The sequence below is a fragment of the Solibacillus sp. CAU 1738 genome, from assembly GCF_039888725.1.
Taxonomy (GTDB): Bacteria; Bacillota; Bacilli; order Bacillales_A; family Planococcaceae; genus Metasolibacillus.
This window is the reverse complement of the sequence record NZ_JBDQQN010000001.1, coordinates 969,187-988,756: the sequence shown is the minus strand read 5'-3', so window position 1 is coordinate 988,756 and position 19,570 is coordinate 969,187. Positions and strand designations below refer to the sequence as shown.

At 33.4% G+C, this 19,570-nt stretch carries 18 protein-coding genes and 4 pseudogenes; all 22 read right to left on the bottom strand.

What is annotated here, in order from left to right; genetic code table 11:
- Positions 1-119 precede the first annotated feature (119 nt).
- Positions 120-257, bottom strand: a pseudogene (locus AAFN87_RS04955) (DMT family transporter); the annotation flags it as partial.
- Between the two features lie 555 nt (positions 258-812).
- Positions 813-1,571: pseudogene (gene istB / locus AAFN87_RS04950) on the bottom strand (IS21-like element helper ATPase IstB).
- Positions 1,571-1,909 (bottom strand): annotated as a pseudogene (locus AAFN87_RS04945) (Mu transposase domain-containing protein); the annotation flags it as partial. The pseudogenes AAFN87_RS04945 and istB, both read right to left, overlap by 1 nt.
- A complete protein-coding gene (locus tag AAFN87_RS04940) occupies positions 1,879-2,256 on the bottom strand; it encodes a hypothetical protein (RefSeq protein ID WP_347789905.1) in 378 nt (125 codons plus the stop codon). The gene AAFN87_RS04940 and the pseudogene AAFN87_RS04945, both read right to left, overlap by 31 nt.
- Positions 2,257-2,440: 184 nt before the next feature.
- Positions 2,441-2,848 carry a hypothetical protein gene (locus AAFN87_RS04935; protein ID WP_347789904.1) on the bottom strand — a complete coding sequence of 136 codons (408 nt, stop codon included), beginning with the start codon at positions 2,846-2,848 and terminating at the stop codon, positions 2,441-2,443.
- A 358-nt stretch (positions 2,849-3,206) separates the two neighbouring features.
- Positions 3,207-4,780 (bottom strand): annotated as a pseudogene (locus tag AAFN87_RS04930) (IS3 family transposase).
- Between the two features lie 226 nt (positions 4,781-5,006).
- Positions 5,007-5,627, bottom strand: a complete 621-nt coding sequence (locus AAFN87_RS04925; RefSeq protein WP_347789903.1) for a rhomboid family intramembrane serine protease — start codon at positions 5,625-5,627, stop codon at positions 5,007-5,009.
- 181 nt (positions 5,628-5,808) lie between these two features.
- Positions 5,809-6,225: an immunity 70 family protein gene (locus tag AAFN87_RS04920; protein WP_347789902.1), complete on the bottom strand. Its 417-nt coding sequence runs from the start codon at positions 6,223-6,225 to the stop codon at positions 5,809-5,811.
- Positions 6,226-6,888: 663 nt separating this feature from the next.
- Positions 6,889-7,929, bottom strand: a complete 1,041-nt coding sequence (locus tag AAFN87_RS04915) for a DUF1835 domain-containing protein (protein WP_347789901.1) — start codon at positions 7,927-7,929, stop codon at positions 6,889-6,891.
- Positions 7,930-8,173: 244 nt separating this feature from the next.
- Positions 8,174-8,707 (bottom strand): hypothetical protein, encoded by a 534-nt coding sequence (locus tag AAFN87_RS04910; RefSeq protein ID WP_347789900.1) that lies wholly within the window; start codon positions 8,705-8,707, stop codon positions 8,174-8,176.
- A gap of 114 nt (positions 8,708-8,821) precedes the next feature.
- The gene (locus AAFN87_RS04905) at positions 8,822-9,082 is read right to left on the bottom strand and encodes a hypothetical protein (protein WP_347789899.1); all 261 of its coding nucleotides are present in this window, start codon (positions 9,080-9,082) and stop codon (positions 8,822-8,824) included.
- A gap of 512 nt (positions 9,083-9,594) precedes the next feature.
- Positions 9,595-10,026, bottom strand: a complete 432-nt coding sequence (locus AAFN87_RS04900; RefSeq protein ID WP_481886448.1) for a YoqH family protein — start codon at positions 10,024-10,026, stop codon at positions 9,595-9,597.
- A gap of 630 nt (positions 10,027-10,656) precedes the next feature.
- Positions 10,657-11,487 (bottom strand): alpha/beta fold hydrolase, encoded by an 831-nt coding sequence (locus AAFN87_RS04895; RefSeq protein WP_347789897.1) that lies wholly within the window; start codon positions 11,485-11,487, stop codon positions 10,657-10,659.
- A gap of 381 nt (positions 11,488-11,868) precedes the next feature.
- Positions 11,869-12,051 carry a hypothetical protein gene (locus tag AAFN87_RS04890; RefSeq protein ID WP_347789896.1) on the bottom strand — a complete coding sequence of 61 codons (183 nt, stop codon included), beginning with the start codon at positions 12,049-12,051 and terminating at the stop codon, positions 11,869-11,871.
- Positions 12,052-12,409: 358 nt separating this feature from the next.
- Positions 12,410-12,586, bottom strand: coding sequence for a hypothetical protein (locus tag AAFN87_RS04885; protein WP_347789895.1), 177 nt, complete (start codon positions 12,584-12,586; stop codon positions 12,410-12,412).
- 167 nt (positions 12,587-12,753) lie between these two features.
- On the bottom strand, positions 12,754-13,320 hold the full coding sequence (locus AAFN87_RS04880; protein ID WP_347789894.1) for a GNAT family N-acetyltransferase: 567 nt from the start codon (positions 13,318-13,320) through the stop codon (positions 12,754-12,756).
- Positions 13,321-14,786: 1,466 nt separating this feature from the next.
- On the bottom strand, positions 14,787-15,506 hold the full coding sequence (locus AAFN87_RS04875; protein ID WP_347789893.1) for a hypothetical protein: 720 nt from the start codon (positions 15,504-15,506) through the stop codon (positions 14,787-14,789).
- Positions 15,503-16,384 carry an ABC transporter ATP-binding protein gene (locus AAFN87_RS04870; protein WP_347789892.1) on the bottom strand — a complete coding sequence of 294 codons (882 nt, stop codon included), beginning with the start codon at positions 16,382-16,384 and terminating at the stop codon, positions 15,503-15,505. The genes AAFN87_RS04875 and AAFN87_RS04870 overlap by 4 nt, the downstream gene beginning before the upstream one ends.
- 85 nt (positions 16,385-16,469) lie before the next feature.
- Positions 16,470-16,952 (bottom strand): GNAT family N-acetyltransferase, encoded by a 483-nt coding sequence (locus AAFN87_RS04865; RefSeq protein WP_481886442.1) that lies wholly within the window; start codon positions 16,950-16,952, stop codon positions 16,470-16,472.
- 178 nt (positions 16,953-17,130) lie between these two features.
- Positions 17,131-17,403, bottom strand: coding sequence for a hypothetical protein (locus tag AAFN87_RS04860; protein WP_347789891.1), 273 nt, complete (start codon positions 17,401-17,403; stop codon positions 17,131-17,133).
- Positions 17,404-17,806: 403 nt separating this feature from the next.
- Positions 17,807-18,337: a hypothetical protein gene (locus AAFN87_RS04855; RefSeq protein WP_347789890.1), complete on the bottom strand. Its 531-nt coding sequence runs from the start codon at positions 18,335-18,337 to the stop codon at positions 17,807-17,809.
- Positions 18,338-18,351: 14 nt separating this feature from the next.
- Positions 18,352-19,530, bottom strand: coding sequence for a lecithin retinol acyltransferase family protein (locus AAFN87_RS04850; RefSeq protein ID WP_347789889.1), 1,179 nt, complete (start codon positions 19,528-19,530; stop codon positions 18,352-18,354).
- Between the last annotated feature and the right edge of the window lie 40 nt (positions 19,531-19,570).

The window sequence follows — 19,570 nt, the reverse complement described above, 5'->3', positions numbered from 1 at the left end:
AGTTTACTGTCAACATCTTCTAATTAGTTATCCTTACCAACCAGTCGTCGATAATAAAACGGTGCCTGGTTGGTTATTTATTTTATAAAATTAACATATTGATAATATTGATTTCTACATCAGAATATCAATTTTATACATATCGCTTCCCCTAAAACAATAGCTATACATGCCACAAGTCGCCAATCTTTAGATTCATTGAAAAACAGCATACCTAATAGTTCTCCACATAATGCACCTATGCCTGCCCAAATGGCATACGCTGTTTCATGACCTCCATTTTCTTGAAGGTTTCAGGTTCATCCAAAAAGAAATAGTATACATTTGTGTAGTAGGAAGTGGCTTTTCTGTCATTATGGTACATACCGACTACAAAATATTCTTAATTAAATTGATGTTCAATCATCCGATAACCCTTTAGGAAGTCCATTTATTCGCAAGCAAACGTCTAGCAATCCCTGTTTCAGCAGATAATTTAGATAGCGGAACATCATAGGCTGAAAATGCCTATTTAAAAAAGTTGAAAGCATTGGTTCAAGAAAAGGATGCATCCAAACCAAAGAAAAAGTAAGAGCTGTATATGAGCTAAGGCTGGACTTTCCTCTTCTAGCTCTATTAAAAGTCGCCAACATCAAAAAAGTACGTATTATTATCACCTTCGAAAGTGGGCAACACCAGACAAATATAAAGCAATCAAAGAAAGAATCCAGACACTTTTCCATCATCATATGGGGCGTTATGACTATCGTCGCATTTGTCTATAAATGTCAACACAATTATGTGCACTTTCGCTTGCGTAAGCTTGTACAAAATCACTCGTTTTCTTTCGCTAAATGCCCCTTCATTCGATACGAGCTGCCTACGACTGTTACAACCGTTGCGTGATGTAAAACACGGTCTAATATTGCATTTGCTAGCTTTGGGTCTTGGAAGACTTCATCCCATGATTTGAAATTCACATTTGTTGTAAAAATCGTGCTACGCTTTTCATAACGCATATCGATGAGCTGAAAAAAGAGCTTCGCGTCTTCCGGTTCAATTGGTAAGTAACCAATCTAGTCAATAATCAATAACTTATACTTCGTATAATGTTTCAATCGGCTTTCTAATCGATTTTCGAGCTTTGCTCTCTTCAGATTCTGAATTAAATCATGGCACTTAATGAAATAAGTACTCGTCCGTTTCTTCGCAGCTGTAATTCCGATTGAAGTGGCCAAGTGTGTTTTTCCAACACAACTTGGACCTAAAAAGACAATATTCTCATTTCCTCCAATAAAACGAAGTGTTAAGAAGTCTAAGATTTGTTGCTCATTAATGGACGGTTGAAAACTAAAATCAAAATCCTTGATCTCTTTTAAATGCGGAAATGCACCCACTTTCACCACATGCATCATATTTTGTTCACGCATATCAATTTCGTAGGTCGTTAATTTAATCAATGTATCAACGAAAGACATTTGGTTAGGCACACTGAAGTCTATGACTTCATTTAAATGCAGAGACATCTGTTTGAGCTTTAGGTACTCCAAATTCTGCAATAGCTGCTGATAATTCGTTGTAGTTGGATTCATTATTTATACACCTCTCCAATCGCTACTAAATTACGTTTTGCTAAGTCATCAATATCTGGATAGTTAGGCACTGATACACTTAGTGCTTCTTGATAATGTATCACCTGGTAATTTAATTTCGCTTGACTTATAGGATGTTGAGCGATGAGCTCCGTGTTATAATAAATCCATACTTGATCATCATATACTTGTAACCCTACTTTCTTACCTTCATACTTTGCAGGTACTGAATACTGGTTCGATTTGTAGGAAATCATGTTGGATGCATTGACTTTTACAAGCGTATGTTTGATGCGATAGGAATCTCTTACTTTTTCAGTTGGTAGCTGGAGTAGGGACGAACTTCATCATTAAAGTCACTTAGTCCAAATGAAATGAGGATATCTTTATAATTTTTTTCGGGGTCATCCCAGGTCTTTAGCAATTCTTCTTTAAACTTACCTTTTTCAAATACTTCAACTGAGATTTGCAAATCATCATCTTCGGCTAAAGTGCCATATAGTTTAAAAAATTCAATATGCCCTACTCCTGATTTGCTAATAAGCAGACTTTCTTTTTCACTCATGTTATATGGCTCAATAGTTACTTTCGCATTTGAGGACGTTTTATCTTTTTCCACACGCGCACACCCTGTTAACAACAAGATAAGAATTACAAACGAGCAGTAGCGTTTAAAGCCTTGCATTTTTACTCCTCCAATCAATTTGTCAGGAATTATTTCATATTACTCCTATGTTCACAATGAATTACTTTATTAATTGGCCCTATTACTGAAAAAGGCACAATTCCTTTTCAAGAAATGAGCCCTATAATTGAATACCGTTCAGCTTCTATCCGCTGAATTTATCGAATAATTTTCCATGCCCATCTCAATCAATTTCAATTTCAATAAGTTGATCAGTTGTATTTAAGTATTTTATTGTACAATTTTCTTTTCCTTCTTCCAGCCATTCAAAATCGTCTCTAGAAGCAGAAACTGTTACATTATTAACACTTATCTGTAAGCCATTATCTGACCCAAAACGCCCTCCAGAACCTAAGTCAACTATCTCACAAACTCCATTTTCGGTTTTAAAATCTCCCTTTAATAATTCAGGTAAATCCAATAAGTATCCGATTACTAAACTAAAACAAAGTAAACCAAAAATTGAAAAACCTGTAATTACTATCCAAAAATCCTTATGATTTCTTTGCTTTTTTATAAAATAAATAATCAAAAAAACCGTAGCCACTAAGCCTAATGATGAAAAAACTATGGTTTGATAATAATCAGTCATTATTTAGTCTTCTCCTATTTAAATATAACTCCCTTTTTCCACACTTTATTTTATTATACTTCTTTAAAACTCCATTAGTTTATTCCACAATCTGGCCCTTTAATGGAGGAAGGCGCATTCCTTATTAAAGAAATGCGCCCGATTGTGGAATATAGGAACGATTAAAAAATGCAGGTATACAACGCCAAGAACATGCATGATTTTATACAGTAATCAAAATGCCACTAAACCATTACTGTTAATCGGTTTCTACTAACGTGCATAAAAAGCTGTATAAATAATATTCATAGGAAAAGCCACAAAACGTTGATTTTGAACTGCTCCCTGTCAAGTAGACAGTGGAAATAATAAAAATGCATTAAGCGGCTTGATCCCTGTATTCTAAAGGGCTCAAGCCGTTCAATGTTTCTTGGTAACATTCGTAGTTATAGAACTTGATGTACGTATCGATGGCGTGCTTTAATGCTTCAAACGACTCGAACTTATATAAATAATACTTCTCTACTTTTAAGGTTCCCCAAAATGCTTCAATAGGACCGTTATCGATGCAACGTCCTACTCTAGACATACTGTGAATCATTTTTGCTTTATCCATGATTTGCTTGAATTCTTTCGATGTATATTGATAACCACGATCGCTATGTAAAAGAGGGAATTCATTCTCGTTTAATTTTCGTATAGCGGGTCTTACCGTCTTAAAAACTAGGTCATTATTATTCGAATGCCCCAATACGTAACTCACAATGGACTTATCATAGAGATCAATAATCGCACTTAAATAAGCCTTTTTCCCTTTGCCATACTTAAACTCTGTGACGTCTGTGCACCACTTTTGATTCGGTTTTTCTGCAGTAAATTCACGCGCTAATACATTTTCAGCCACATAATCAGGCTTTACTTTAGGGTACTTTTTCCTGCGTCGTCGAATAACCGCCTCCAAACCGTAAATTTGCATCAGGCGATAAATTCGTTTCTTATTCACTTTCTTTAAACCTTTGGTTTCGCGTTTGCGATTAATGGTCATCGTAATGCGACGATAGCCGTATATGCCATCTACTTGTGTATATAAATGTTGGATAGACTCCACTAGATGTTGGTTTTCCAGTTCCTGCACAGCTGGCTTACGATTTAACCATTTGTAGTAAGCTGCTCGGGATACCTTGGCGATTTTACATAATAAAACGATTGATAAGTTTTCATTCTTCGCTAGTTCTTGAATCGCCATATACCGGTTTTGAATACGAATTCTACTTAACGACGCCTCCTTTCGATTTCCTCTAACTTTTTTAAAAGTAAATTTTCTGCACGTAATCGTTCATTTTCACGTTCCATCTGTTGAATTCTTAAGCGTAATTCATCCTCTGGTGTTCGTTCTTCAGCTGGTTTTGTTCGACCACGTTGATCTTGAAGTGCTTCTTCACCATTTTGTTCAAATTTACGTACCCATAGGTAAACTTGTTAGTAAGATACCTCATATTGCGCTGCTGTTTCTTGATAATTTTTGTCACTCGCTAGGCAAGCTTTTACGATTTCAATACGCTCATCTACAGTTGTTTTTCTTCCTTTAGTCATAGTTTGGCTCATTCCTTTACCCGAATCGTTTAATTCACTATGACAAGTATAGATTTTCAACCACTTTTTGAAAACTGATAAACTACTTATCCCGTATTTGGCGAGGATCTCGAACATGGAGTAGTTCTTTGTTAAATAATCTTCTACAGCACTCCGCTTTAATTCCTCTGAGTATACCTTATTTTTCTTAGGTCGAATTAAGGCTTCTACCCCGCCATATTTATACAGAGCACGCCATACTTGTAGAGTTGTCATGTTTACTGAAAACATTGTGCAGATTTCTTCGAGAGTATGACGACCTTCTTCTAAATATTGAAGTGCTAAGATTTTAACATCTGGTGAAAATGATTTTTTAGGCATGAAAAAAACTCCCCATTTTGATAAACAGATTTTATTTTTTAATCTGTCTACCTAATGGGGAGCATATCATTTAACAACATTCGTGGCTTCTAGGTGTATTTTCAAACTTTGATTTGGGAACGTTTATTAGGTTTGTTTTGTATGTCTTATAAATTTTTGTTTTACTAAAGTTTATGTCTGTGTATGTTATTTTGAAAACATAACCATTTTATAGCTGAAATAATAATTAAAACAATAGTGTACTCATCAATATCCCAAAGATGAAGCCCAGGACATGAGAAATAGCCCCTCCAAGACCTATTAAGTTTCCTAGAGTTGAATAGAGAATTATGTAATTTGTTTGCCAAGTACCAAACTTTAAATCCACTAACTCAGGTGTTTGTATATATAAATATAAAATACAACCAACTAATGCAAATATGCCAGGCGAAGCTCCTGTACCATCAGTAAACGAAGAAAATGTTGAAAACAATAAAGAAACTAAAAGGTTTCCTACCATATAAATAAGCAGAAACAAACCGCTGCCAAGTTTGTCTTCTAGAAAAGAACCTACGAAATATATAGCGAAAAGGTTTGCCATCATATGCAGTAAATTCATATGAAAAAAGGAAGAGGTTACAAGCCTGTACCATTCAGTATTACTCATATTATCAAAACTCTTTCCAGTTCCCCATTTAGACAATTTACCTTTTAATATTAATACATCAGCAAAATAAATAAGTGCAAAAATACAAATTAATGTTAGTGTAATGGGATGCGTATTATAATGTTCGATTATTGAATAAACAAAATAAATAATATAAATTGCGCCTAAGAATTCTAGGATATCGTTATTACTTTTTCTCATATGTAGTTATCTCCTGAATCATTATATTTACATATTACACCATAAACCTTCCCAAAGCGTCTTTTGGTAAGATTTTCTCTTATAATCACCAAAGAATGATTTGGGTGCTTTTTTTGTCCTTAACGTTGTAAATCTAATGAGACCCCTTATAGAAGTAAAGCACTCGTTACTTTAATTACAATTATAAAGAACGAATTTCTAAATCAAATTTATCTTCATAGGCATCATTTAATGCTAAAAGTAGCAAATCAAATAAATTTCGACCATCATTTGTCTTAAAATAATTTGATAAACTTGTTATTTGTTTACTTATGTTATCTCCCCAAGGGGGTTGTGCAGTTAAATCGTCTATATCCCATATAACTTGAGATGGAGGAAATTTAGCAAGCTTATCTCTAATTTCCTTGGTTTCTTCTATGGCTTGGGGTATATCCGAATAATTTAGTTTTTTATAATATAAATTACTCAATAGTTTAGGGTATTTTGTTCCCCAACCATCTGGTTCTAAATGATAACTAATTGTAGAAAAGAAAGAATGCAGGAAGTCACCGTGTCCTATCTGATAAAAGAAACAATCAAAATGAAATCCAACTGCCATTGCTTCAACCTCATTTCTTACTTTTGTTCTATGTTTCTATAAATTCGTTGTTCCACTAAACTGCTCCGTTAGTTGAATATGGGATAAAAAAATTTACATATACTATACTTTATTTCATAAATATTAAATCTTTAATCACAAATAAAAGCTGAACAAATACAAAATTTAGATCAGCCTAAAAATAGCTTATTATAATGTTACACATTGTATAAGAAATACTAATATGTTAAGTGTATTATTTATTTCTTGACTTTTAATAAAACAATTTAAAAGTAGGGTTTTTTAGCGTTTTAATAGACTTAGGGATTGATCAATAATAGCGGACCTTATTAAAGTAAAGCGCCCGTTTGTTGAACATCGTTATTCAACTAAAGGCCATGGCGTTGACTTGGAATAATGATTGATTAAAACTCAGCTATAGATGATGATTCTTATAGAAAATCATATTAGTTAAAAAGTTCAGAATTACAGCGTTTTCGGGCGTCTTCCCTAACTTGTATTTGGAAACGTTTTTTAGATTTAGTTTGTATGCTTTACTAAATCCCTTGATAATTTAAAAATTACTAATTTGTTTTTCTCCAAATTAATGTTGCAATAAGTAATTGTATCCAAACCGATTTTAGGAACTTATTGAAATGACAGTTAAATTTAGAAGTTGAAGTATTATCGAATTTTAATGCTATAGTATCGCATTGCCTTCGGAACACCTTCCATGTCAAATATGCCATCTACGATTAAACGTCTGACGCGATATTCTATAAATTGGTCGCCAACATATTGATTTAAATGACCTATTACTTCGCCAATTATTCTAGCCGATTTTATAAAATCATTGTGATTTTTCTTCTGATGGAACTTCTTCACTGTATTGATGATGTATTCATCGTAGAAAGTTTCAGGAACACTCATGATTTCATTAATTTCCCATATTCGTAAAACTTCTTTATTCTCACATAGTTGCTCCCATTGCTGTTCAAATGCCTTACGTTCTGTTTGAGTTAATTCATTACCATTTTTCTCGTTTTCATAAATTTGTTTTAATTGCTCAGATGAGAGTTCGCCCATATGTAATGGCGTAAAATCAATTTCAGTTCTATCAAAATGGGTTTTATATGCCTCATTTGTATTAATGGTAAAGACGTCGTTTATTTTCTCTTTTAATAAATATAGAACAAATCTTAACCCAGTTTGTTCATGTGCATTTTCTCCAACCCAAATAATATTCGGGTGGTGTCTTGGAATTTGTTCGATGTCTAATATAGTCTGTTTAAAGTTCTCTTCATAATTGAATAGTACTTCGTCATCTATGTTTATATGTGTACTTAACCATTCATACCGATTAGTAACACCTTGTGAGTCATGTAAATTCCAAATTGAACCGATTGAAAATAAATCGGAAAAGGTAATAATTTTTTCTTGTTGATTTAAAGCTAACTCTTTTAAAGCTATTTTTAAGCTACCGGTAGGCGAATCTCCAAATACAATATGCGTACTGTGAAATTGTGTTTGTTGTTCGACACTAGCTTGATTTTTTTTGTACACCAACAAGCCGTTATATGTATTCTTTATATCTGAAAAGAATTGCTGCTCTGAATAGCCTTTTCTTTCCTCGACAGTTTGCATACGCAAAAAGAATTGAAGTAATAATGATTTTAATTCTTTTTCATCCAAATTATTAATCGTATTTTTTATTTCATTAAACAATTAAATAACCCTCTTTAAGAAAATTTTACCATGGATTTTATAAGAAATAGCCTCTTTTGTTAATTAAAGTAAAACGAACCCAAAGCGTCGTTTGGCAACAATTCTTAAAAGAAAGTTATTCAACAATCTGGCCCTTTAATGAAAACAAGGGCTGATCCTTGTTATAGAATCGCGCCAGATTGTGGAAGATCGTTAATCAACTAAAGTCTCCCGTTAGTTAAACAAGAGAGTTTTTTGACTTAATTCAATAATTAAGAGAATTAGCTATCTGAACTAAAGTTTCAGAAGTAATCTTTTCCGAGATTCTTTTATCTATACCGAACCTATATTGCAAGTTATCTTTTTCAAAAATCAATAAAATTGCCCTTCCTATATCCAACAAGTATGCAGTGTTTCCATTCTTAAGTTTAAATTCGTTTATAACTTCTTTATCGAGTATTTCAAAACTATCCTTTGGCGCTACACTTATCAGGAATTTATTCTTATTCGATTTCTCATTTATAAACTCCATTTCAAAAAGATCTCCCTTATCTCCTTCAATAGTTCGAGCAAATACGTGAGTATAGACAACAGGTGGGACTCTTAATGGAAGCTGTAATTCCTCTTTATAATGGTGTTCATAATCTCTTAAAGCTTCCCCGACTGATTTATATCCAATCTCAAGATAACTTTCTTCAATAGTCCGAGGTTGGAATTGAGAATTTGCATTTACTTTTCCACTATTTAATGCTCCACAAATCACGATAGATATAAGTAAAAGTAGAATAAACTTGTTCAAATAAATCACCCTTTATTTATTACTTGAATTATTTTAACCAAGTCAATTCGTACTATACTTATTCAACTTAATCGCCCTTTAAAAGAAAAAGACGCATTCCTAAATAAAAGCGCCCTATTCTTGAATAAGAGGACGTTTTTTATAAAGGAAGTACAATAATGCTAATTGAACAATAAACCAGACCAACAGTAAGTACATTATTTTTTCTAACTCTACAAACAAGACGACAGCCGTATTAGGAATAGCGAAAATAACGGATGTAAGCATTACTTGCCACGATGCCTTTTTTAAAGCATAACCTGTAAACAAAATTGATAAAGCTAATAAAACCCACAAACCTAAGACGACATACCAATACAAAATAATATTTGTCATTTTCCACCTCACTATATCGAAATTAACACAATTCTACTTTTAATTAGTCGTACTAAGTAATTACATACTTTATTTACCGTTTATTCAACAATACGGCCCTTTAATTTAATAAAAGATTTACTCAAAACTATTATCCTTGTTCTTTTTATCCGCATAATAATTCCATAGTGAATAAAGCTAATGGAATAATAGGATAATTATAAATGCGCAAGTAAATTTTCCAGTAAATTTAATAGTTATCAACCCTGCTATACAAAATGGTGGCATAATTATCCAATAGCGTTTTACTCTCGACATATCCCCCTTTTCCCCCTTGTACTGAATGTTTAGTTTTAATAGCCCTATTAAAAACTTATCTAAATTTTAACATAAATATCCAGATTTCATTTAAAGTATTATGCCACAATATGGCCCTTTAATGAAAACGAGCGCTGATCCTTATTACAGAATCGCGCCCGATTGTTGAATATCGTTTTGTTCTTGATTAACTAGATTATTCATTGTCATGATAGCTATTTACAATATTTGATTTTATTCTTTAATATGCTCGGTCCTAATTTGTCAGTTTTCGAATTAGACAGACGTACCTGTATTTCTACATTATCCATTTCTGCTGTAATTTCATCAAATCTTCCAGCCCAAGTTGGACTATCTATTTCAGGGGATGGGTACAGTCTGAATCTCCAACTAATTTCTTTTGATATAAAAGCAAATCCTTCATAGCTATCATATTCACCATAAGAAGATGGTTCGGGAAGATGTACTCCAAGAATACTTATGTTTGTACGTGCAGAACTTGGTGGACGTAACTGCACTTTATAAACCAAAGCTACTCCCTTTGCATTTTTAAGTTCTTTATCTATTGGGTTCAAAATCATACTACAAGGCATATTTATCGCCTTTGAATATGAAGGACAAATTACAAATAAAGAGACAATAAACATCACAAAAACAAATTGTTTCACATTAACACCTCTTACAATTATTTTGGTTAATTTACCCCTATATTGATCTAATTATAGATTACCTTTATTGCAGCAGACCGCTAATATATTTTGTACATAATTACTCAATCTATTCTAAACCTTTATCTAAACACCTTATTGTTGTTCAACAATAATCAGCCCATTTAATGAGAAAAGACGCATTCCTTGTTAAAGAAACGCGCCCGATTATGGAATATTGTTTTTCAACTAAAGCTGGTTAAAATATAGGAACGATAAAAAATGCAGGTATACAGCGTTTTGTCGGTATTTACAGGTTTTTATTAAGATAACACACTCTGAAAAATCTCGGAAAATCCTATCGTAGCTATGTTTATATAGCTTTGCATAAAAGCTGTATAAACAATAGTCCTCGCAAAAAGGCACGAATGTTGATTTAACAACATTCGTGCCTTTTTGTGTATTACTTAACTTGCATTTGGGAACGTTATTTAATTTTATTTTGTATATTTTATAAGTCTTTAAGAACTAAAATAATCTTGGATTTAATAAAACTTGTATTTAATATTTTTCGTTGCACCAGTATATCTAGATAGGATTTATGCTCTCTATGTGTATATAAAATAACTTTTATATACTTGCAATTACTTGTGCAAATTTTTCTTCTTCCTCGACGTATGGTGCATGGTTACTTTCCTCGAAGGTGTATAGTTTTGAGTTAGGAATTTCACGTGCAATTTCTTCACAAAACTCAAATGGGCATTGGACGTCATAAAGACCGCCTATAACTGTTGTAGGAATGATTATCTTATGTAGAGCTTTTGTTATATCAAAGTTTGAAACCTCTTTGTAAGCGAAGTGATGAAGTAGTTTAGGAACAGAACTTCCGCTGCTTGGCTTTGAAAAATATTCATCGAGTTTTTCTGGTCGGTAGAGGGACATCATTGACCATTCTCTATTTGCTTTTATACGGTTATCCATAGAAGACTTAGAATCATTCATGATGCTTAGAATTTCCATGAGACGAGGATTTTTGGGATGCTCCTTGCAGAAAATGCTGTCAGGATGACTTACATATCTACACGAAGCAGAAGAAGAACAGACAATTAGCTTCGTTAATGATTTCTCATAACGTAAAGCATAAGCCATGCCAAGCATTCCGCCAGCTGAATATCCAGCAAACCCCCATTGTGTAATATTTAACTCATTTCGTATTGCTTCTAAATCTTTTATCGCTTCTTCAAATCCCATTTGTTCTTCCGACTCGACGGGTTCTGATTTTCCTGCACCCCTTAGATTTACCAAAAAGACTTTATAATGTTCTGTGAATAGATTGGCAAACTGATTGCCAAGATGGTTATATTCACTATACATATGAGTGATACACATTGGTAATCCTTTGCCTTTCACGAAAATTTCAAAATTTCCCCTGTTCGTTTTGATAAATTGTTGTGTCCACATCTTTGCCACATCCTATTTTTTATAAATTGTAATATTCTAACAAATAATATTATACCTTTTGAATTGCTCAATAGGAGAAGAAATATTCCCAAAGCGTCGTTTGGTAATCTTTCATAAAAAGTTGTTATTCCACAATCTGGCCCTTTAACGAAAACAAGCGCTAATCCTTGTTACAGAATAACGCCCTTTAATGGAATAATTGAAATATGATCTTAGCCATAAAAATACGTAATTCTTCTTAAACTAACGCACCCCTTTGCGGAAGATTGTTTTTTCATCTTTGTTGCACTAAAGCTCCCCGTTTGTTTTAGTGTAAAGTTTCACAATTTTGTTTTTGTTTTAATTTTAATTATCACAAAGATAAATATAAAAGTCTCAAATTTATTCTTCCTTTAGTTTAAAAAATTCTATTGCACTACCAATAGCTCCAATTCCTCCGCCGATAATAAATATATATTTACTAAATAAATCTGCTGGTGAATTAGTTAATAACCCATATAAACCAAAACCAAAAATAGCTAAGCTTGAAATTAGAGCTAAGATCATTCTGTTTCTTTTTTTCATAACCACACCTCAAATACAAATATTTACATTTAAGGTTAACATAAACACGAAAAAGTTTACAATAAAATAGAAACTAAAAAACTCAAACCTCCCCATATTTCTAAAGGTACGTTTGAGATTTTATTTATATGTTACCGCCATTCAGAACAAGTGGACCGAACAGTCTTCTTTAAAATTATTTTTCGTAGCGTCTCAGAGTGTTATTTTCTAAAAAAAACAGCAACAAACACCGATTTAACAGTGTTTGTACTGTTTGAAATGTTACCAAGATTGCATTTGGGAACGTTATTTAGGTTTAATTTGTATACTTCATTATGCCTTGTGGAACTAAAGCCCCCGTTTGTTTAAGAAGATTTCATTATTTTTCATTATTTTTCTTATCAATCATGGTGGAAAAAGTAGTAATCAAAACCATAAAAACAGGTAATAAACTCCATAAAAAGAATCCCCAATTTTGTGTCACTAAAGATAATACTAAGAAGAAAGCAAGTGCTGCAATTGAAATATAAACGAAACGTCTTTGGTGTTTTTTCACCTTGAACACCCCCTTTTAAAAAACATATCTTATTCCGTTAACCTGCTGCGTTAGCTTAAGTACATTGTTTCACAAACTCACATCAAGATTAACATAAAATCCTATTTTTAATTTAGAAGTGTTATTCAATTAAATGGCTCTATTGCTGGAAAAGGCACAATTCACCTTCAAGAATTGCGCCCTGTAATTAAATAACATTTAATTACAATTGGAAACTGCCAGGGTTTATTTGTAGAAAATCTCCAAAAGAACAATTCTTCAGATTCTTTATACATTTCGGCACCGGTTTTTTCTAATACTCTATGCGATGCAATATTATCTTTTTCCGTATCAGCAATAACATAAATAACTTCTGCCTGATTTAACAACCAATTTTTCAAATTAGTAACAGCTTCAGTCATAAAACCATTTCCTTGATGTTCAAAGAGAGTGTAATACCCAATCACTACTTCACCATTATCATTGGGAGTTCCTTTTATCATTATTCCTCCGACAATCTCGTTTATATCTTTCGAAACAATGATCCAATTGGTACACCAAATATAATTTTTCTCATCAGCCAAAACCTTTGAAAGTCTAACTTCCATAGCTTGCTTAAGTTCGTGACTAAGAATACTACTCGATTCATTTAATGATAAATTTGATTCCATATGTTTTTGATCTTTAATTAATAATGCTAAGTTTTCTGCTTTCAGAGGAATCATCTTTAATCTATCAGTGTTTAAGTCTAGCATAATTAACACTCCTATCATAATTTGAAAGCCATTTAATTGGCTAAAACAAAATAAAAATAGGATATCTTAATGGCAACTACTCCTATTTATATACTCCTCAAAAAATAGACAACAAACTTTGCACTCCTTTATTAAGGGCTAACCAAGTTTATCATTCCATAATTATCCTGTAAATTCTTATAAAAATAAAGATCACACTTATTCCACAATATGGCCCTTTAATGAAAACAAGCGCTGATCCTTGTTACAGAATCGCGCCCAATAGTTGAAACAGGTCAAGATGAACTTCCCAAAATATATTCCCGCGTAAACTGCAGCATCTTCTCTTGCATTTCTTCATCATATCGAAAGTGGTTTGTAGAATTTAATGTTTTTCCTTTCATCTAGCCCATCATATGCATGAAAATACTCACTAAACGTTGGATTATCGCCTTTTACTTTTTCAAGGTTCGTTTGATTAGCAGAACAACCGAACAGGAGATAACTTATAAAAATAACCGAGCATACTTTTTTAAATATTTTTTTCGTTAACGTGATTACCTCCTCCTCCTTAAACATTTTTCCAATTAAATGGCCCTTTAATGGAGAAAGGCGCAATCCTTATTAAAGAAATGCGCCCGATTGTTCATTATTGTCTATCCATAATTTCTATCCAAAAACAAAAGCATATAACTAACTGCACAAAGATATAACGCAATTCGAGTTATGATATAAATTGAAAATTCAAATGAGGTTAATTTTCTTTCTCTCTTAGTTTTTTTAAAGTGTCTATAATAATAGACTGCACATATGAGTAGGATTACTGCTGATATTTGAAAGGTGTTTTCCAACATGCTAACCAAAAAATCATCTCCTCACATAATGAATAAAATTTTATATTAGCTAACTAGTACCTATTTCAACAAAAAAGACACTTCCCCTTCTTTAGGTTATTTCTTTCACAATATGGCCCTATTGCTGAAAAAGGCGCGTTCCTAAATAAACGTGCCCGATTGTTGAAGATCACAAAATATAAAAAGTGACGACTGCATACATACGTTGTAATGAAATAAACTAAACTAATAAAGAACAAATGACTTTGTGCTTTATTAGTTTAGTTTGACTCTTCAATAGGAGTTGGATAATTACTGAATATAAGGTAAGAATTATTAAAAAAAGAAGGAGTGATACGATGTTCGATCAAGTTGCGTATTTTATTTTCCAAGCCCTGTTAGTTCTAACGGTTGTGGTTGTTGTATTTGGAATCCCTCTTGGGGATAAACTGCTTAGAAAAAAATAAGACTGCATCCATTTGGATGCAGTCTTTTTATTTTATATCTTGCTTCGTTTCTATAATAGATTTAGAGATTGGTGGAAAATAGTGAAGCATATTGAAGTAAAGCGCCCGATTGTCGAACATGCGAATTATTAATCACCTATGATGGAAAGAAACTGTTTTAATTGAGTTCACTCTTATAAGTCTTTTTCTAATCCTTTTTCGACTTAGCCGTTAACGGTGCATTTCGCATGATGTGATATGTGATGAACAACGCAATCAGACTAATAGTAATTACAAAAGAAAATAAAAATATCACCATGTCATGAAAGTTCTGTGTTACTAACCATTCCCATATTGAAAAATTCATCAAATCACTGTACTTTAATAGTGTTCCGATGATCACAAACAACATCAACCAGATCACACATTTCCTGAATCCAAGTCTATAATAAATCGTATAAAACAGAAAAAAGAAGGAGAAAGTAAAAATACCTAGCATAAAATCTATTAAATAATAGGATAGGAAGGTATACTCTCGATTTAAAAAAGTTGCTGGATGTAATATTTGAGCCGCTACGTTCCATCGCTCATAAAGAGTTAAGAGAATCCATTGAAAGACGTTTAAAATAAAGGTGATAACCAGTACACTTGCTAGACCTACCACATAAAAGGTTTTCAACAAATTGATCCTTGTACTTCCCATACCTATTGCGACAGGGAAAATAGTTTTGAATCCATTAATTGCAAACAGAAGAATAAAAAAGTAAGTTGGTCCTGAGATGGCGGCGACAACATCTTCCCCCAAGTTAAAGAAATATCCAATGAATAACCATAACAAAAGTAAAGGGATCGTTATATATAGTAAAAGCAGCTTCCCGAAGGCAAATAGCGTCTCTTCATAAACCATCCTAAATGTTCCAATGTTCAAGTTAATATGTTCACCACATTTCGTTCTTCCGTTCTATTTAATAAATAATCATGTAGGGCGGCTGCTTCAATTGATAAGCCATAAGACTGCGCAAAATCCTTCCATTCGTTCGTATAAGGTTCGTCGATCATGACTTTCATTTTCGAACCCATTTCTTGTTGCTCCAACACGGTATGCGACTGGATGATATTTATAATAGTAGTCTTCTCCCCGCTTAACCAAATGCCTTTTTCCCGCATCGTTTCCATTGTTTCATGGAGATCTACTTTACCTTTATGGATCGCCACCAACACATCACATAGGGTTTGAATTTCTTCGATATGATGGGAGGATAAAAAAATTAGCCTGGGGTTTTCTTCATAACTCTCCAATAACACTTTATTAAATTTCTTTCGCATGCCTGCATCTAAACCATTGGTCGGTTCGTCAAGTATTGTTATATCAGCATTACTGGCAATACCGGTAATAAATTGCAGTGCTGATTTCATACCTTTAGAGAGCCTGGACACATTTTTGTTTTCATCCAAATTAAAAACTGTTAAAAGCTCTTTAGCAAAATCCATATCAAAATTTGGATTGTAATAATCACCAAAACGTAACGCATCTTTTACCTTCCAAAGCTTACTGAATGGGTGATCTTCTTGCATATAACATACATGATTATTTGTTCGATCATTGTTATAAGGATTAAATCCCTGTATGTTTATCTCACCTTGATCAGGTTTTAAATGACCAGCTAACAACTTCATAAAGGTTGTTTTCCCAGTTCCATTTCGCCCCCAAAGTCCAACGATGATTTTCTCACTCACTATCAAACTAAAGTCATGCAATATTTTGGTTGAATCATAACTATAGTGAACCTGATTAACTTCTATCATGATTGAGTCTCCTTTTTAATTAATTGGATAATCTTTTGGACATCCATCCCTAAACGGACCCATATTCTAAACAAACATTTTTTATCTAAAGATCATGTATATTCCAAACAAGTTCTCCATTCTCGTCCGATATACTATGGTGGCGAATGAAACCAATCTTTTCAAGAACTCGAAAGGAAGCAATATTCCAAGCACGCACAGTAGACCACAGACGCCGCCTTCCAGTTGCGGCCGCAGCCTCTAAAATAGCCGATGCGGCTTCAGTCGCATAGCCATTACCGTGGACTCTTTGGAACAGTTCGTAAGCGATTTCAGGCTCTTCTAGAGTAGAACGACCGATGATTAACCCGCAATATCCAATAAAATCTCCCTCATCTTTGCGTCGGATCGTTAGTAGACTTATACCACTTTCCAGTGCTCTGTCGCGAAAACTGATAACTTTTTCGTGAGCAGCGTCAAGAGTTGGCTTGGCAAAGCCCCGTTCCCCAACAAGTTCCCTATACCAGGATGCATCTGATTCCTCCCACATACTCAAGTAGAGCCGTTCAGTTATTATTTCAAAATTCATTGATGAGAATCTATTTGTTATTTAATAACCTCCTTTTCAAGTCATAATATTCTCACGAGAAACATTTTATTTTACTTGCTAGTCGAAAATTATATTAATGTTCATAAAAACATGTTTCAATATTAGTTCCGAAAAAATTCTTTAATTATCTCTACTAATCCCTTACTTAAATTTAATTTCATTCTTTAACAAATCTGCCCGTTATCCTCATTTTATGATAAACAACCTTTGCATCACCTATTGATCGTTCCGTAATTAATTGAACCTGTACCTCAGCGTTCAATTCACCAATTAATATATAAATTGTCCCGTAAAAATAAGGATCCATGACTTGTATTTTCTTTTTAGCATGAAGCAATATTTCCTTTATAAAATTATATGCTTTTAAAGGTTGATTCGGCTCCAAAAAAATTGGCTGCATTTCTACACTAGGATTTAATCCTTGCCACAATCTTTCAAATTTGGCCTTATCAAATGGAAGGTGGGGGTCGCAAGTTTGAGACTTGTCGGGACCATCATTTAAAGTGCCTGTAAACGTTGATATATGAACGTTTACAGGCTTTTCTTTTTGGAAGACTTTCTCCCTTACACCTCGCTTTTACGATTTGTCCGCAATTTGTATGCAAGATTTTTTCAATTATTCATCGTTATTTTGGATGGCTTTGTGAAAAATATTTGCAATATCATTATCTGAATTTGGCAATAAATTATTTAATTTTATCCGTATTCAAACAAAATGAAACAGCCAGTCTCCGGTAAATTACCGTAAACTGGCTGCACAATACTATGTTTTTTTACTGTCACAAAAAAGACAGGCAGTGACCTTTATAAAGCACAATCGATCTAGAACTTACTTAAAACGCATTCGCGTTATTTAAAAGTCGAATGTTCAAAACTGAAGCGATGTACGCTTTTAAAGTCTCGACAGAAATTTCCGCATCGGTAGACTCATCTTTCCAGACGAATATTTTAGCATCAAAATCGTATTTCAATAGTAAGTGACAATCCTCGAGCTTTATTCCGTCCAGCATTTCAGCCTTACTTTTCAAGTCATAAGGAATTTCAATATGTAGCTTCGTGAAAATAGGATCGTCTTCAATTAGATTGGCGATACGGCTAAGCATAAATTGGTGACCTGTGAAAAATGTAAACTCGTCTCTTGCCCTAATATACGTTCGTTTTAATAACGGTTTTTCAATGCCCGTACCTTGCTGAATATCCTTTTCGACTGCATAAAATGCCGCGCATATACACTCAAACTGTTCATCTAAATGTTTTTCTGTTGTTGCCTGTTTTACTTGCTTTAAGCGCGTTTTCTCTTTCACTTCATCATTCGTCTGTAATACCTGTTTTTGTAAATTACTAATTAAATCGTTATAGTTCATAAAAACACCCACCTTTAAATCTGTTCTGTATTTTGTAATAGTGCTTGGCGTGATTCTTTATCATAGCCTAATGACACTTGCTGCTGTTGAATATGTTCAAGTAAACCTAATGTTAATGTGTCTGAATGTGAAAGCATTTGCTGCTTGGACTGCAGGACACTTTGATGAACATCCTTATGACGTTCATTTAATTTTGCTAGCTGATCTGCAAAGCTTTGCATTTGAACTGATAATAGCTGATCGATACTTTTTTCAAAAATACGAGCTGATGATGAATTTGGTTCAAAGCGTTCTAGCTGTGCAGCTAATTCTGGCATTTTCACAATCACAAATTGGTCAGATTCTTCTCGAATTTTCGTATGTAATTCACCATAAAATTCTTCATATTGTTGAATGAATTGCATTGAGCCCGATTCAATAATTTCTAAACGCTGCTTCGTCAATTCATTTAACTGCTCACCTAACGAAACTAATACTGTTGCTGTATGCGCTAAACCTCTTGCCTGTGCTTCAATTAGTGCTTCCTGGCAATAAAGCTGCTTTTCCATTAGCTCTAGCTGTGCATCTTTCGCTAATTCAATTCTTTCATTTTCTAAGCCTGCTAAGCGTAATTTTGTTTCTTTTTCAATTTCAGTTACCTTCACTTTGTCTGGCTCATATGTAGTTGTTGACGTTGAGCGACTTCCTCCGCCTTTATTGCCCCCAAACAAACCTTTAATAGCTGTCCCTAATTTCCCTAAAATCCCCACACGAACTCCTCCTAAAACCTTCTCTACTTGATGACTTTTAAATCTCCCTAGTGTGCATACATTTGCAAAGTGCTCACAGTTATTAAATATTAAATTATAACCTTGATCTCCAATGCAATGTCGAGCATACTGAACTATTTCATCTACTGGATATACATCGTTAAGTTCCTCATCTGTGTACAACTTAACTTCTAGCTTCCCATTCAACAAAAAACGCTCAAGCGTAGATTGAATCACTTCATTTTTGGACCAATCCATTACGTTGTCGTCTTCTTGGCCAGTGAAATGAATGACTTCATTATTTGAAATATACACACCGTGATGGGTATAAAGTCCTCTTGATACGCGAATATGATTACCTTTAACAGGCGTTATGTACTCCCATATTTCTTGAGGTTCAATATCAAAAAAATTCGTGGTTGGCATTATGTATTTATTTATCAAATCCACTCACCTTTTCAAAAAAATTGTAAATATTAAAGTA